10 protein-coding genes are annotated in these 13,139 nt (G+C 68.8%); 2 read left to right on the plus strand and 8 right to left on the minus strand.

Annotated features, from left to right (window positions below):
• Positions 1 to 136: 136 nt before the first annotated feature.
• Together D7Y04_RS01705 and D7Y04_RS01710 are read right to left on the minus strand one after the other, a co-directional pair.
• Positions 137 to 853 carry a hypothetical protein gene (locus D7Y04_RS01705; RefSeq protein ID WP_147454581.1) on the minus strand — a complete coding sequence of 239 codons (717 nt, stop codon included), beginning with the start codon at positions 851 to 853 and terminating at the stop codon, positions 137 to 139.
• A gap of 47 nt (positions 854 to 900) precedes the next feature.
• Entirely contained in the window at positions 901 to 3,387 is a 2,487-nt protein-coding gene (locus D7Y04_RS01710) for an RND family transporter (protein ID WP_233601228.1), read from the minus strand.
• A gap of 420 nt (positions 3,388 to 3,807) precedes the next feature.
• Here D7Y04_RS01710 and D7Y04_RS01715 point away from each other — a divergent pair, with 420 nt between their 5' ends.
• Together D7Y04_RS01715 and D7Y04_RS01720 are read left to right on the plus strand one after the other, a co-directional pair.
• Positions 3,808 to 6,297, plus strand: coding sequence for an RND family transporter (locus tag D7Y04_RS01715; RefSeq protein ID WP_120596331.1), 2,490 nt, complete (start codon positions 3,808 to 3,810; stop codon positions 6,295 to 6,297).
• Between the two features lie 196 nt (positions 6,298 to 6,493).
• Complete coding sequence (locus D7Y04_RS01720) at positions 6,494 to 7,150, plus strand: sterol desaturase family protein (RefSeq protein WP_233601229.1); 657 nt, start codon at positions 6,494 to 6,496, stop codon at positions 7,148 to 7,150.
• Here D7Y04_RS01720 and D7Y04_RS01725 read toward each other — a convergent pair.
• From D7Y04_RS01725 to D7Y04_RS01750, 6 genes are all read right to left on the minus strand, one after another.
• Positions 7,077 to 7,658: a dual specificity protein phosphatase family protein gene (locus D7Y04_RS01725; RefSeq protein WP_120575692.1), complete on the minus strand. Its 582-nt coding sequence runs from the start codon at positions 7,656 to 7,658 to the stop codon at positions 7,077 to 7,079. The genes D7Y04_RS01720 and D7Y04_RS01725 overlap by 74 nt on opposite strands.
• A 17-nt stretch (positions 7,659 to 7,675) precedes the next feature.
• Positions 7,676 to 8,671 (minus strand): hypothetical protein, encoded by a 996-nt coding sequence (locus D7Y04_RS01730; RefSeq protein ID WP_120596330.1) that lies wholly within the window; start codon positions 8,669 to 8,671, stop codon positions 7,676 to 7,678.
• Positions 8,661 to 9,890, minus strand: a complete 1,230-nt coding sequence (locus tag D7Y04_RS01735; RefSeq protein WP_167547846.1) for a GtrA family protein — start codon at positions 9,888 to 9,890, stop codon at positions 8,661 to 8,663. The genes D7Y04_RS01730 and D7Y04_RS01735 overlap by 11 nt, the downstream gene beginning before the upstream one ends.
• Positions 9,891 to 9,894: 4 nt before the next feature.
• Positions 9,895 to 10,830 (minus strand): phosphatase PAP2 family protein, encoded by a 936-nt coding sequence (locus D7Y04_RS01740; RefSeq protein WP_120596329.1) that lies wholly within the window; start codon positions 10,828 to 10,830, stop codon positions 9,895 to 9,897.
• Entirely contained in the window at positions 10,808 to 12,142 is a 1,335-nt protein-coding gene (locus D7Y04_RS01745; protein WP_120596328.1) for an inositol-3-phosphate synthase, read from the minus strand. Before D7Y04_RS01745 ends, D7Y04_RS01740 begins: the two co-directional genes overlap by 23 nt.
• A 428-nt stretch (positions 12,143 to 12,570) precedes the next feature.
• Entirely contained in the window at positions 12,571 to 13,092 is a 522-nt protein-coding gene (locus tag D7Y04_RS01750) for a pyridoxamine 5'-phosphate oxidase family protein (protein ID WP_120596327.1), read from the minus strand.
• Between the last annotated feature and the right edge of the window lie 47 nt (positions 13,093 to 13,139).

A 13,139-nucleotide genomic window follows, 5' to 3' on the forward strand; every position in this document is an offset into this window, starting at 1 on the left:
GGGGTGGCTCATCCGCCTGCCTGCTCGGGGAACAGCGTGGGCGGCCGCAAGGGGAGGGTTGCGCGGGACGGGGTTGTCCGCCGTGCCCCACGCCTGATGGCCCGGAGTGCGAGCCAGCGAGCCCGGCCCACGGGACTCAGGGGCTCGGGGGCTGGAGCACGCTGCCGCCACCGAGTGGCGTCACGGAGTTGCTGGACGTGTTGCTGTCCGGCGTCAGCGGGTTGCCTCCTGGCGACGGCGTGGTGGGCTGTGAGCTGGTGATTCCCGGTGGCGTCATGCCCGTGGCTGGAGGCAGCACCGCGCCCGTGCTGGACATGGTGCCCGTAGGAGTTCCCGGCGTAACGGTGCTGATGGAGGCGCCCGGCAGCGTGGTGCCGGGAGTCGTCGTCGCGGCTGGCATCAGCGCGCCCGTGGTGGCGGTGGAGCCCGTGGAACCCGCCACGGTGGTGCTGGTGCCGGGAGCCAGCACCGCGCCGGTGCCCGTCACGGTGGTAGCCGAGCCGGGCGCGACCACCGTACCGCCGCCCGTCACGGTGGTGGCATTGCCGGGGCCAGGCGGCACGTACTGCGTTGTGTTGCCGGAGACGGACGGCTGGGTGCCGTACGGCTGCGGAATCACCGCGCCCGTGCTCGTGCCGCTGCCGCCCGCGCCCACGCTGGTGGCGTCGCCAAGGGGCTGCGTCACCTGGTTGTCCAATGCGCCTCCCATGGGGGCGGGCGTGCCCGGCGGGGCCCCCGGGTTCGGCTGGCTCGTGGTGATGGCGCTCGCGGAGTTCGGATCCACCTGCGCGCTCGCGGAGCCCAGCGCCAGGGTGCCCGCCGCCACGCTCATCCAGATCCATTGCTGAGACATCGCTTCCGCTCCTTGTGGCTGTGGGGCCGGACGGTCGACGCCTCGGCCTAATGGGAGGGCGTGGGCCGACGAGGACCCTGGCCATCCCTCATGAGGTGCTCACCCCGGGGGCGCGAGGGAACCGCACGGTGGCGCCGCTTGCGTTCGGAGAGCACCAGCAACAGCGCCGGGAAGGTCACCAGCATGATGAGCAGGTTCATCCCGAACCCCACGTTCGCCAGGGCGCCAATCGAGTTGAGCCCCGGGTGGTCCGCGAGCAGCAGCGCGCCGAAGCCCACCGCGCTCGTGAGCAGGCCGCCGCAGATGGCCTTGCCCGTCTCCGAATACACGCGCACGAAGTCGCTGCGCGGTGACGCGAGCCGCGTGATGAGGTGCACGCCCGCGTCCACCGTCGTCCCGATGAGCACCGGGATGACCAGGATGTTGAGGTAGTTGAACTCCATGTCCAAGAGCGGCATCAGCCCCAGCACCGCGAACAGCGACACCACCGTGGGCATCAGGCACAGGAGCGCGGTGCGCAGGCCGCCCAGCGTCAGCCACATGGCCAGCAGCACCGTGAGCGTGGAGCCCAGCAGGATGAACGGCGCCTCGTGCGACACCAGGTTCACGATGTCCGCCTGCACCATCGCTTCACCGGCGACCACCGCGGGCCGGCCATCCGGCAACACCATCCCGCGGACCTCCTTCGCCATCCGGCGCATGGCCTGTCCGTTGGATTGATCCGCGGACGGATACACCAGCACGAAGCCGGTGCCGTGACCGCCGCGTCCCTCGAACTGCTGGCGCACGCTGGAGGGCAGGTCCGCCTCGGTGAAGGGCTGTGCTCGCACCTGCCTGCGCAGCTCCTCCAACTGCCCGCGTTGCTTCGGGGTGAGCCGGCCTTCGGGTACGTCCTCCACCAGCTTCCCGATGTCCTTCAGGATGGCCTGCTTCTCCGTCTGCCGCTCCGGCACCAGGCTCGCGAGCGCCGCGACGAAGTCCACCGTGGAGTTCGCGCCCTGCTGCCGCTTGCGCGCCTGGAGCTCCCGGACGACCGCGGCCTCCTCCTCGCGCGAGTTTGTCAGCACCACCAGCGGGACCTGCGAATAGCCGATGAGCTGGTTGACGGCGCGGTCCAGCACGAACGAGTCCAGGCGCTGGTCCTGCAAGGAGCCGATGTCGTAGTCGAACCGCAGGCGCGGCATCTGCGTGAGCAGGCCCGCCACCACGAGCGCGGACACGACGGTGAGCAGCCCGCGCCGGTGCGTGATGACGCGGCCCAGCGGCGCCTCCGTCATCTCCGTGGAGTTCGCGCGCGGCCTCCAACTCCAGCGCGCGCCCAGCCCCAGCACCGCCGGCAGCACCAGCACGTACGCGAGGATGAGCACCAGCATGCCCACGCCCGCGATGACGCCGAACTCGCGGAACGCCGTGAGCTTGGAGGTGCCCAGCACGAAGAACGTGAGCGCCGCCACCACCGCGGACACCAGCGCCGCGCCGCCCGTGTGCGTGAACGACTCGCGCGTGGCCTGTTCGGAGGACCGCCCCTCTCCGCGCAACGCGAGGTAGCGGCCCAACAGGTGGATGCCGTGCTCCACGCCCAGGCCGCCCAGGATGGCGCCCAGGAAGGCCGTGAGCAGGTTGACTCGGCCATACGCCATGCCCACCAGGCCGTAGGTCCACGCGAGGCCCGCGCCCACCGGCGCCAGCACCATCCCCACCGCGAGCACGCTGCGGAAGTGCAGGAACAGGTAGAGCAGCACCAGCACCGTGGCCACCGTCGAGGACACCGCCACGTCGCGGGTAATCTGTCCCTGCTGATCCATCTTCTTCTGGAACGAGCCGGTGATCTGCGTGTGGAAGCCGGGCCCGTACTTCGACAGGTCCTGTTGCCGAAGGACGCCCTGCACCTCCTCGACGATCTTCGTGGAGAAGGTGAGGTCCGCGGACGACACCTCCGGCTTGGCCAGCACCACCACGCGGCGCGCGGCGGGGTCCAGGTAGTAGTCGCTGGGATGGCTGGACAGACGCGTCACCGCGCCGCCGGCGTACTTCCCCTCCAGGTCGGAGAAGTCCAGCGATGGGGGCGGGTCGTCAGCCAGCGGCACGTAGAGCGGATTGGCTTGCTCCTTCTCCCAGGTGAGGCGTGTGTCGATGCGGTGCTCCACCTCCTTCAAGTCCTCGGGCGACAGGAAGTAGAGCGCGTGGCTGCGGAAGAAGCTGCTGGGGCGGGTGATCTCCACGTAGCGGATGCCCGGCAGCGCCTCCAGCTTCGGCGCCACGTCCTCCGCGAACTTCTGGAGCTGCGCCGGGTCTCCATCCTCGCCCACCACCACCACCCACCCCTGGGCGCCGAAGCGCTGCTCCAGGGTGTGGATGGCTTCCACGCTTTCGAAGGACTGGGGCAGCAGGTCCACCAGGTTCGCGTTGAGCGTCAGGTGGCGCGCGGACAGCAGGCCCACGACGGACAGCACGAGCGCGCAGACAAGCGCCGTGAAGGGGCGGCGGTGGTTGTGCGCGGCCAGCGCACCCATCGTGCGCTCCACGCGGTGCATCCATGTGCTTTCCGCTGCTGAAGACGGGTTCGAGGCCATCGACCATGCCTCCATGCGGCGCCTGCCTCCTGGCAGGGCCCGTATCGAAGCAAAAGCTGGCCATGTCACAGACCGTCAGCACGAAGGCGCGAGGGGCTGCTCCGCCCGTCCGCCGACACCGGAACGGGTGGGGCAAAATGCCTCAATTTTCAGAGGAGAAGCCGATCCCCTGGCATGACGCGCGCCGGGGCGGCATACATGGCGCGGCCCAGGCCCGGCTGTCTTTGTTCCCCGGGCCAGGCATGCGGCCAGTGGAGGCCCCGGGTCGATGCCTGGACGCACGGTGGCTCGGGGCATATACGCGAGAGCAGCCCGGTTCGTTCGGGCTCAAGGTTGTCCCCGGGCCGTCACGGCGCGGGCTTTCAGCAGGAAATCACATCCATGAGTGACACGCGGTGGTCCGGACGGTTCGAGGCGGCGATGGGCTCCCTGGCGGCCCGCAGCCACCAGAGGCCCTGGGTGGCGTTGTTCGTGACGCTGGTCCTCACGAGCCTGGGCACCTTCTTCGCACGCGACCTGCGCCTCAACGCGGACCTGGCGAACCTGCTGCCCAAGTCGTTCCAGTCCGTGCAGGACCTGGAGAAGTTGCGCACGCGCTTCGGCGGCATGGGCAACGTGGTGGTGGCCGGCATTGGCGCGGAGCCTGAACAGCTCAAGCAGTTCGTGGACGACATGGCGCCGAAGCTGGCGACGCTGTCGGAGATCCGCTTCGTCAACGCGCAGCGGCCCAGCCAGTTCTTCGACGAGCACGGCCTCTACTACGTGGACCTGCCGGACCTGAAGACCATCGAGGAGCGCATCGACGCGCGCTTCGCGTGGGAGAAGGAGCAGGCCAACCCGCTCTTCGTGCGCCTGGAGGAAGAGGCGCCCCCGTCGCTGGACTTCAGCGACATCCAGAAGAAGTACACCGGCGGCGCGAACATGCGGCTCGCGGGGCAGGGCGGCCTGTACTACCTGGATCCGCAGGAGCGCATGGTGGTGATGCTCCTCAAGGCCAAGGGCTCCTCCGCGAACCTGGGCTACTCCAAGACGGTCATCACCCAGGTGGAGGACTACCTGGCGAAGCAGGACCTGTCGAAGTACGGCCCCGGCTTCCACACGGAAATCACCGGCACGTTCAAGAAGAAGATCGACCAGCAGGCGGTCATCACCGGCGACCTGGCGCGCGCGTCCACGCTGGCGCTGGTGCTGCTGCTGGCCTACCTCATCTTCCACTTCCGCAGCGGGCTGTCCGTGGGCCTCACCATGGTGCCGGTCATCGCGGGCCTGGCGTGGACCTACGGCTTCGTGGGCATCGCGTACGGGCAGGTCAATCTCCTGACGGGCTTCCTCGCGGCGGTGCTGGGCGGCCTGGGCGTGGAGCACGGCATCCACCTGTTGGGGCGGTGGGGCACGCTGCGCTCGGAGGGCATGACGTCGGAAGAGGCGGTGCGTGAGACGTTCAAGCACACGGGCTTCTCCGCGCTCATCTCCGCGCTGGTGGCGGCGCTCACGTTCCTGAGCCTGTCGTGGTCGGAGTTCAGGGCGTTCCACGAGTTCGGCGTCATCGCGGCGGTGGGCATGATGGTGAGCGTGGCGTCATACCTGCTCATCCTGCCGGCGCTGCTGGGGTTGGTGTCGCGCTGGGGCTGGGTGCCGCGCGAGCACCAGTCGCAGTCCGGGCCCATGGCGATGCTGGCGCGCTTCCTGCCGCGCCGCTACCGCGCGGTGGTGATCGTCATCGGCGTGGCGCTGGTGGGGCTCATCAGCCAGGCGTACCGGGTGAGCTTCAACTACGACTCCACGAAGCTGGATGACGTGTCGCTGCCCAGCGTGCGGTTGGACAAGCGCATCGACCACATCCTGGGTTACTCCGCGACGCCGGTGGTGGTGCTGACGGACACGGAGGGCATGGAGCGCGAGGTGGTGAAGCAGCTCCAGGCTCGCAAGGAGAAGTTCGGCAAGGACTCCACCATCGACTTCGTGGGCGCGCTGGAGGACCTGGTGCCGCAGCACCAGGAGGAGAAGCACGCGCTGCTCCAGTCCATCCACAAGAAGCTCCAGCGCATCGACCCGGAGCGCGTGGAGAAGGCCCAGCGCGACGACCTGTTGCGCGCGGTGAAGATGACGTCCGCGAAGCCCTTCGTGCGTGAAGACCTGCCGGTGGGCCTGCGCCGCCAGTTCGAGCCCGCGGCCGGCCAGAAGGGCGGCGTGGTGTTGGTCTACGCGAACGTGAGCCTGTCGGACGGCGTGGGCACGCGGCGCTTCACCAAGGAGGTGCGCAACCTCCAGATGCCGGACGGCAGCCAGGTGTCCGCGGCAGGCGAGGCGCTCATCCTGGCGGACATCCTGGACATGGTGGCCTCCGAGGGGCCGCGCATCCTGGTGGCCGCGGTGGTCAGCGTCTTCCTGGCCATGTGGCTGACGCTGGGCTCCTTGCGCAACGCGGTCATCTGCATGCTGCCCACGCTGCTGTCCATCGCGGCGCTGGTGGGCCTGATGGCCATCATGGGCCTGCAGTTCAACTACCTGAACATCGTGGTCATCCCGGTGCTCATCGGAACGACGGTGGACGCGGGCGTGCACCTGATTGAGCGCCTGGGCGAGCCGGGCGCGGACTTCACCACGGTGTACGCGGAGACGGGCCGGGCCATCACGGGCGGCCTGCTGACGAGCGCCATCGGCTTCCTGGCGCTGGTGTTCGCCAAGCACCCGGGCCTCAACTCCATTGGTGACCTGGCCAACCTGGGCTTCGCGGTGAACATGGTCATCGTGCTGGTGGGCTTCCCCGCGCTCCTGCTGCTGGTGGACCGCTGGCGCAACAAGCACAGCAGTGCCACGTCGACCCCGGCCTCCGGCGACGACGGAACCGAGCGCCCCGCGGAGAGCTGATCCGCGCAACGTCAATCCATGCAGGCAAGAAGGCCCCGGCATTGCCGCCGGGGCCTTTTTCATTGCGTCCGAAGGGGCCGGGGCCGTTCCGCAAGGCGACACTGCGGAGGGACGAACGGGCACGGGCACCTGGAAGTCCCCGGCCCCACCTTCGTCCTGTATGGGGCGCTCATACTTCAGGTATCAATCCGGCCGGATGTTCGAGAACGCCTTCATGGAGGCGGCCTCGAAGCTGCACCCCGCGGTGCCGGTCCTCCTCTACATCCCGCTCACGCTGGGCCTGCTCGGGTGGGGCCTGTCAGGGGGACGGACGTCCGTGGGGCGGGTCCTGCTGTTCATCCCGTTGGGCCTGCTGACGTGGGTCGTCATGGAGTACTGCATCCACCGGTTCTTCTTCCACTGGGAGGGCAAAGGCCGGCTCACCCAACGGGTGCATGAGATTGCCCACGGCTACCACCACAAATACCCGGACGACTCCCAGCGCCTGGTGATGCCGCTCATCGTCACCATCCCGCTGTCCTCCCTCATCGGAGTGTCGCTGTGGTTGGTGGGTCGCCCGGCGCAGATGCTCCCGTACTTCGTGGGCATCATCTGGGGCTACGTGACCTACGACACCCTCCACTGGGCCACGCACCACCGCACGCCGCGCACGGCCTGGGGCAGGGCGCTGCGCGCGCACCACATGGCGCACCACTTCGCGACGCCGGAGCGCAACTTCGGCATCAGCAACCGGTGGATGGACATGCTGATGGGGAGCGGCGGACGGCAGGCCCCGCTGCCTAGGCCGCCTTCTCCGGAACGCCCGTCCAAGCCGCCACGAAGTCCGCAAGACCGCGCAACTGCCGGTCGTTGAGCGTCGCCTGCCAGCGCGCGTGGCGCACCGCCCGGTACGCCTCCGGCGCGTCCCAGCCGCGCGCCACCATCACCGCCAGGCCCATCAGCGGCCCGCGTCCCACGCCGTGCTCGCAGTGCGCGTACAGCACGCCGCCCGCGTCCAGCCGGGGCAGCGCCCAGCGCACCCCTTGCGACAACTGCTCCACGGACGGCGGGTAGCGGTCCGTCACCGGCAGGCTGAGCAGCTCGATGCCCAGCGCGGCCAGCGCCTCGCGGTCGTCACAGCGCTCCGCGCGCAGGTCGATGACGCAGGTGATGCCCCGGGCCTTCAGCTCGCCGTAGCGCGCGCGGGACACGCCGCCGCCCACGTGCAGCCACGGGTTCACCTGGGACACGTTGAGGGCGCGCTTGCCGGGCAGCTTGGTGGTCCACTCCACCCCGCGCGCCACCACTCGCAGCACCTGCTTGCGCACGAACCCCCGGACCCCGGGGACGTGATGCACCGACCGCAGCAACGACTCGCTCACGCTGAAATCCCCTGCGGCTACTCGCCTTCCACCGACACTTCCATCAACCCTTCCACCGGCGCCTTGCCCGGGCGCTCCATCACGCCCCGCAGCAGATACGTCACCGGCGAGCCCACCACGGGCCGCACCAGGCCCCCCAGCATGCCCAGCGACTCCACGGGCGCGCTGCGCTGAAGCAGGGAGGTCCCACGCAACGTCAGCGCCGGCTTGCCGTCGCGGTCGGTGAGCTCCGCCCGCCACGTGCTCTTCTCCTTCGTGCCCGTCTGCGTGACCGTGAAGGACTCCAGGAGCCGCGCGGCCCCCTTGCCCTCCCAGACGTAGACAGGCGCGTAGTCGCCCTCCTGCCCCTCGCGCGCCAGCACCACCATGTGCTGCGGACCCTTCATCGCGCGGAAGCGCACCCAGCGCTTCGCCAGCTTCGCCGGCGCCACCGTGCTGCGCGAGTGGTCCACGTACCCGCCGCCCGCCAGCGTCACCGCCGCGGACTTGGGCACCTGGAGCGTCAGCTTCACGGGGCTCGCGCCCAGCAGCACCTCGTGGCGGTAGCGGTCCTTGCCGTTCTCCACCACGGAGCCCTCCGGCGACCACGGCTCGGGCTTCTTCGCGTACTCCAGCGTCACCCTCCCGTTGTCCAACGCCGCGTCCACCGTCAGGCCCGCGTCCGTCGCCTGGGCCGTGCACGTGCCCAACTTGAGCGTGTCCGTGTCGGGCGTGTAGCTCCACTCCTTCGCCCCCATGCGCGTCTGCGGCGACCAGGCAGGCTTGCCCGGCCGCAGCACGGTGGCGCGGCAGATGCCCGTGCGCGACCCCGGACCGATGTTCGTCACCGACAGGTTCACCGTCACATAGGTGCCGTCGTCCGCATCCGCCACGAAGGTGAAGCTCTCTCCGTACCGGTCGCTGGAGTCGTAGGACAACCCCAGCACGCCGCCCGCCGCCGCCACCCCCGGAAGCGAAAGCAGGGCCCCCACCAGCAGGGCCCTCAAGCCGCGGGCGCGCGTGTCACGCCGCATGGGGCCGCTGCTCCAGGAGCTCGTCCGAGTTGTCGTTGAAGACGTAGTCGCGCTGCAGGGGCAGGTTCCACGCGAAGTACACGACGCCGCGCACCAGCCACCAACCCAGCGTGTACGCCAGCTGCGGGTGCAGCGTGAGCAGCGCCACGCCGCCCGCGTTGAGCAGGGCGCTGGTCGCGCTCACCAGCGTGTAGCGCGCCAGCTGCGGCGCCACCGCACCCTGGCTGCGGAAGGTGATGACCCGGTTGATGGAGTAGTTCACCACGCCGCCCAGCACGCAGCCGGCCACCGTGGCCCACACCGGGGAGATGCCTCCCCACTCCACCATGCCCAGCACCGCCACGAAGTCCACCGCCGTGGCGATGGCGCCCGCCGCCGCGTTGAAGCCGAACAGCGCCACGCCCGAGCGCTGCTTCACCGGCTTCTTGGGCGTCAGGGCCCGCACCAGCGTGCGGAAGCGCGCCAGCGCCGTGACGTTGCTCAGGACGGCCACGAACACCAGGCCCGCCACCGCCAGCCAGTGCATGGGGTGCTTCTCCGTCGGCCAGAACAGCGCCTCCAGGATGGGGGACAGCGCCGTGCCCACGCCCAGGAACAGCACCCGCTCCAGCCGCTGCATCGCGCCGTCGCGCACACTCACGCCCAGGCCTTCACCCTTGGCGCGCACGTACGGCACCAGCGAGGAGCCCATCAGCGCACCCAGCGCGGGCAGCAGCACCCAGGTGTCCCGGTAGTACCAGGCCAGGCCCATCAGGATGGCGGAGTCCACGTACCGGTCCAGCACGGAGTCCAGCGCCGCGCCCGCGGGGTTGGCCTCCTTGCGGGTGCGCGCCACGCGGCCGTCCATCACGTCCAGCACGCCCGCCAGCAGGAACAGCCAGCCGCCCAGCGCGAACCGGCCCGCCGCCACCGCCACGCCGGACGACACGCCCAGCAGGCCCGACAGCATGGACAGCGCGTTGGCCGGAAGGCCCGAGCGCAGCAGCACCCGCCACAGCGGCTGGATGACCCAGAAGAAGTAGTGGCGCAGGAAGAAGCCCACCAGCACCGACTTGCCGCGCGTCAGCGTCTCCTCGTCTCGCGGGATGCCCTTGATGGCACAGCGGATACAGAAGAGCACCAGCCCCACGAGGAAGTAGGCGACCGCGAACAGCGCGGGCGCCAGCGCGGTCCAGATGCGCGCCGAAGGGGACAGGTCTCCACTGAGCAAGGCCAGCATGTTGTCATGCACGGGTGTTCCCTCCAGACGGCAGGGTCATGGGCGCCACTCCTGGCGCTTCCATGGCCCGTCTTGCGAAGACAGCCCTCACGACGACGAAGGCCACGACCGCCGCGATGCTTCCCGCGAGCACGTCGAGGACATAGTGGTGCGTGAGATACACGGCGGAAAAAGCGACGAGCAGCGCGAACAGGATGGTGCCCACCCGCCACGCGGGGCCCTTGTGCCAGAGGACGAGCACCATCATCAGCGGGTAGGCCGCGTGCAGCGACGGCATGGCCCCGAAGACGTTGGGGTTCTTGGCGTAGAAGTTCGCGAAGTAGTGGATGCCGAAGAAGGCATCGAAGCGCGCGGTGCCCGCCGGACTGGGCGGCGCCGACAGGTCCGCGAGTCCCGGCCCGTACTTCAGCACGTACCAGGGGGGAGCCGCTGGGTAGAGCACGTAGGTGACGACGCCCAGGGCGTTCACCACGAAGAAGGCCCAGCACAGCTGTTCGAAGCGCACGTCCTTCTTGAAGAAGAACAACAGCGCCACGAGGAAGACCTCGTAGAGGTAGGCCGCGTAGGCCCAGCCGCACAGCAGGTCCAACGGCGTGTTGGAATGACGCGACCACCACTCGGGCCAGTGCGTGCCTCCCGGAGCGGGGAACAGCAGCTTCTCCAGGTTCCACAGGTCGCCGGTGTGGATGGTGCCGCGCACCCCCAGCCACAGCGCCTGGCTGTCCAGGATCATTCCGGTGAGCCACAGCGGGAACGCGCCGCGGAGGAACCGCCGCGGGCCGGCGCCGGCCCAGGCCAGCACCACCAGCAGCAGGTCCGCAGCGACGTGCTCCCACCGGACGCGGCCGGTGGAGACCACCAACGTGAAGTGGCCCGCCGCCATGACGGTGACGAGCCACTTGAACGCGGAGTCGTTCTTAGCGGGCGAGCGGGAGGTCATCCCCGTAGTAGTCCAGCCCCAGGTGGGTGATGGGCTCTTCGCCCGCGACGACGCGCAGCGTGTTCTTCAGCTTGGTCAGCTGGATGAACAGGTCGTGCTCCACCGGCAGACCCGGGTGGGCCATGGGGCTCTTGAAGTAGAAGGAAATCCACTCCTGGATGCCCCGCCACTCCAGCCGCTTGGCCAGGTCCAGGAACAGCGCGATGTCCAGCACCAGCGGCGCCGCCAGGATGGAGTCGCGGCAGAGGAAGTTGACCTTGATCTGCATCGGGTAGCCCAGCCACCCGGTGATGTCGATGTTGTCCCAACCCTCCTTCGCGTCGCCGCGGGGCGGGTAGTAGTGGATCGACACCTTGTGCGAGTACTTGTTGTACAGCTCCGGGTACAGGTCCGGCTGCAGGATGGTGTCGAGCACGCTCGACTTGGTCACTTCCTTGGCCTTGAAGGCCTGGGGATCATCCAGCACCTCGCCGTCACGGTTGCCCAGGATGTTGGTGGAGAACCACCCCTCCAGGCCCAGCATGCGCGCCTTGAGCGCGGGCGCGATGACAGTCTTCATCATCGTCTGGCCGCTCTTGAGGTCGCGGCCCGCGACGGGCACGCCGTCCTGCTTGGCCAGCTCCTGCAGCGCCGGCGTGTCCACGGAGGCGTTCGGCGTCCCGTTGGCGAACGGCACGCCTTCCTTGATGGCCGCGTAGGTGTAGAGCGCCGTGGGGTTGATGTCCGGGCTGTTGGCGTCCAGCGCCTTCTCGAAGTTGGCCAGCGTCTGGAAGGCCTCGGGCAGCGGGCGGAAGGTCTCCACGCTGCTGCACACCACCATCACGGCGCGCTTGGCGTTGAGCTCCTTCTTGAAGTCCCGGATGTCCTGGCGGATGGCCTCGATGCTCTCGCGGTGCGTCTTCGTGGCCTTGATGTGGTTGGCCGCGATACGGCGCACGAACTCCGGATCATGCACGCCCGGCTTCGGCTTGATGCCCTGGAGGAAGGGCTTCACCTGCTCCAGGTGCTTGTCCGTCAGCACGCCCGAGCGCACGGCCACCTGGTAGGCGTCCTCGCTGATGATGTCCCACGCGCCGAAGACGACGTCTTCCAGCGTGGTCAGCGGCACCAGCTCCTTGAGCTTCACGGTGCGGCCGTCGGTGCGCTTGCCCAGGCGGGCCGTGCCCATCTGCGTGAGCGAGCCAATGGGGGCGCCCTTGCCCTGCCGCGCCAGCTCCACACCCGCCATCAGCGTGGTGGAAACCGCGCCCAGGCCCGGGATGAGCACCGCCAGCTTGCCCTCGGGCTTCGCGACCTTCTTCTTATTCTCCATCGTCCTGATTCCTTCGAATGGCGGGAAATCGCTCCGCCCAATGAGCGTCTCCGAGTCCGTTCCATCCGGCGCCGGCAAAAATGCCGGACGGAAGGTGGAAAATCTCGAAAGCGGATGGTTGATACTCTAAACCGTCTGTCACTTCAACGTGATGTGCGGACGGTTTGCGGCTCGTACCACGGCGGCGCTCGGCTGCATGACTCGGGCCGGGGCCTCGTACAAGCCAGGACGAACGGCGCTGTCAGAGAAACAGCAACCATGGGACAAAAGTCTCACCCACCACGGCGAGCTCCCTGGGGGCGCTCGCCGGGTGGGTCCAGGTGCGTCAGTTCTGAGGCTGTCCTGCTTTCACACACCCCCTGACACACGTGTCAGGATTTGAGAGCGTGGGAACCGCCGGCCTTCCGGCGGCCCCGTCCGGGTTCCCGTCAGTTGTGGCGGGGGGCGCCCCGGTCGAGCTTCTGGTTGTCGCCCGGGTGGTACTTATCTCCGGTGAGGACGGCTTTCACGAACCCGACCAGCTGGACCATCTTGCTGTTGGGGGTGTCCCAGTACTCGGCCTTCTCGACGGAGACGCGCAGCAGGGCCAGGTTCGGATCATCCAGACCCTGGGGGAACCAGGCCTTGAGGGCGGGGTTCCACAGCTCCTTGGCCTTGGCCTTGTCGCGGATCAGCGCGCAGCGTCCGCTGACGGACACGTACCGGTCCCGGGTAGGGTCTGAGTAGGCGAGGCTGACGTGGTGGTCCTTCTGCACCTCGTCCACCTTGTGGGTGTGGTCGTTGGTGAAGAACCACAGCTCCCCGTCGAAGTCCTTGTCGTAGGTCCACATCGGCCGGCTGCGCAGGCTGCCGTCGCTGTCCACGGTCGTCATCATCGCGACCTTGATGCCGTGGATGAGCTTGCCCAGGTGCTCCACCACGTCCTGCGGACTCTTCGTCGTCGTCGTCATGTGCTCGCCTCCCTTGGCGGTTGAAGGTAGGCAGCGGCCGGGCGGCG

Source organism: Corallococcus sp. AB038B (assembly GCF_003668955.1).
Taxonomy (GTDB): Bacteria; Myxococcota; Myxococcia; order Myxococcales; family Myxococcaceae; genus Corallococcus; species Corallococcus exiguus.

What these genes read in the sequence shown, in the direction of transcription:
- D7Y04_RS01705 (WP_147454581.1), bottom strand. Translation starts at nt 853, where the DNA reads ATGTCTCAGCAATGGATCTGGATGAGCGTGGCGGCGGGCACCCTGGCG.
- D7Y04_RS01710 (WP_233601228.1), bottom strand. Translation starts at nt 3,387, where the DNA reads ATGCACCGCGTGGAGCGCACGATGGGTGCGCTGGCCGCGCACAACCAC.
- D7Y04_RS01715 (WP_120596331.1), top strand. Translation starts at nt 3,808, where the DNA reads ATGAGTGACACGCGGTGGTCCGGACGGTTCGAGGCGGCGATGGGCTCC.
- D7Y04_RS01720 (WP_233601229.1), top strand. Translation starts at nt 6,494, where the DNA reads ATGTTCGAGAACGCCTTCATGGAGGCGGCCTCGAAGCTGCACCCCGCG.
- D7Y04_RS01730 (WP_120596330.1), bottom strand. Translation starts at nt 8,671, where the DNA reads ATGCGGCGTGACACGCGCGCCCGCGGCTTGAGGGCCCTGCTGGTGGGG.
- D7Y04_RS01735 (WP_167547846.1), bottom strand. Translation starts at nt 9,890, where the DNA reads ATGCTGGCCTTGCTCAGTGGAGACCTGTCCCCTTCGGCGCGCATCTGG.
- D7Y04_RS01740 (WP_120596329.1), bottom strand. Translation starts at nt 10,830, where the DNA reads ATGACCTCCCGCTCGCCCGCTAAGAACGACTCCGCGTTCAAGTGGCTC.
- D7Y04_RS01745 (WP_120596328.1), bottom strand. Translation starts at nt 12,142, where the DNA reads ATGGAGAATAAGAAGAAGGTCGCGAAGCCCGAGGGCAAGCTGGCGGTG.
- D7Y04_RS01750 (WP_120596327.1), bottom strand. Translation starts at nt 13,092, where the DNA reads ATGACGACGACGACGAAGAGTCCGCAGGACGTGGTGGAGCACCTGGGC.